The sequence below is a fragment of the Polaromonas sp. P3_C2 genome, assembly GCF_056402675.1.
The window spans coordinates 1-1,189 of the sequence record NZ_JBFUGX010000968.1 but is presented as its reverse complement, the minus strand read 5'-3'; the positions used below and the strand labels follow the sequence as shown (position 1 = coordinate 1,189).

Annotated in this window: 2 protein-coding genes; both read left to right on the top strand. The window is 59.6% G+C overall.

The genetic code is table 11. The features are described from left to right. On the top strand, window positions 1-590 hold a 590-nt coding region (locus tag AC1DWI_RS23855; RefSeq protein WP_477725999.1), incomplete at its 5' end, for a carbohydrate ABC transporter permease. A 126-nt stretch (window positions 591-716) separates the two neighbouring features. After that, window positions 717-1,025, top strand: coding sequence for a DUF2160 domain-containing protein (locus tag AC1DWI_RS23850; protein ID WP_477668673.1), 309 nt, complete (start codon window positions 717-719; stop codon window positions 1,023-1,025). Window positions 1,026-1,189 lie beyond the last annotated feature (164 nt).

Genomic DNA, 1,189 nt, shown 5'->3' with positions numbered 1-1,189 from the left:
CCATCAATACCGTGATTTCGGTGACTGTAGCCCTGCCGGCCGCCTACGCGTTTTCGCGTTACAGCTTCCTGGGTGACAAGCATGTGTTCTTCTGGTTGCTGACCAATCGCATGACGCCACCTGCAGTGTTCTTGCTGCCTTTCTTCCAGCTCTACACCACGGTGGGGCTGATGGATACCCACATCGCGGTGGCCCTGGCGCACCTGTTGTTCAACGTGCCGCTGGCGGTGTGGATCCTGGAAGGTTTCATGAGCGGCATTCCGCGTGAGATTGATGAAACCGCGTACATCGACGGCTATTCCTTCCCCCGCTTCTTTGTACGCATCTTCCTGCCGCTCATCAAGGCCGGTGTCGGCGTGGCGGCGTTCTTCTGTTTCATGTTCAGCTGGGTCGAACTGCTGCTGGCGCGCACGCTGACCAGCGTCAACGCCAAGCCCATCGTCGCGACCATGACACGGACGGTGTCGGCATCCGGCATGGATTGGGCCACACTGGCAGCGGCTGGCGTGCTGACCATCGTGCCGGGCGCCATCGTGATCTGGTTTGTACGCAACTACATCGCAAAAGGCTTCGCAATGGGAAGAGTGTGACCCCCCGAAGCGCCTTCGGCGCTTCCCCCAAGGGGGCGCCACCTGCGGCCCGGCAAAGCCGGTTCCGCGATGGCACTTGCACGGATTCACTTGCGGTGCTGATGCCGCCAAGTAAGGAGATGACAGATGTTTGAGTGGATGGCCTGGACCACGCCGGTGGCAATTTTCTTTACCTGCATCGTGCTGATGCTGGTGGGCATGACGGTATGGGAGTTGAAATCCCCGACAACGATGCGGCGCGGCTTTTTGCCGCTGGAAACTACCCGTGGTGACCGGCTTTTTATCGGCCTGCTCAGTGCGGCCTACGTCAACCTGATTTTTGTCGGCATCAGCGGCAAGCTGGCCGGGTGGCTGGGTCTGGAGGGCGATCCGTCGATCTGGATCAGCTTCGTGTTGTCAATGGCCTTGCTCGCATTCGTCATGCGCAAGGGATAGAAGTCAGAAAAGGAACCCGGCTCATATTCCCCGGAGCCGAACAAGCCTTCAACCACGGGGAGTGAACCAATGAGGAGACAAATCATGAAGATGCGTTATACGGCTCTGGCCCTGGCTGCGGCATGTGCCATGGCCAGCCCCGGCTGGGCAGGCGAAGCTGAGGC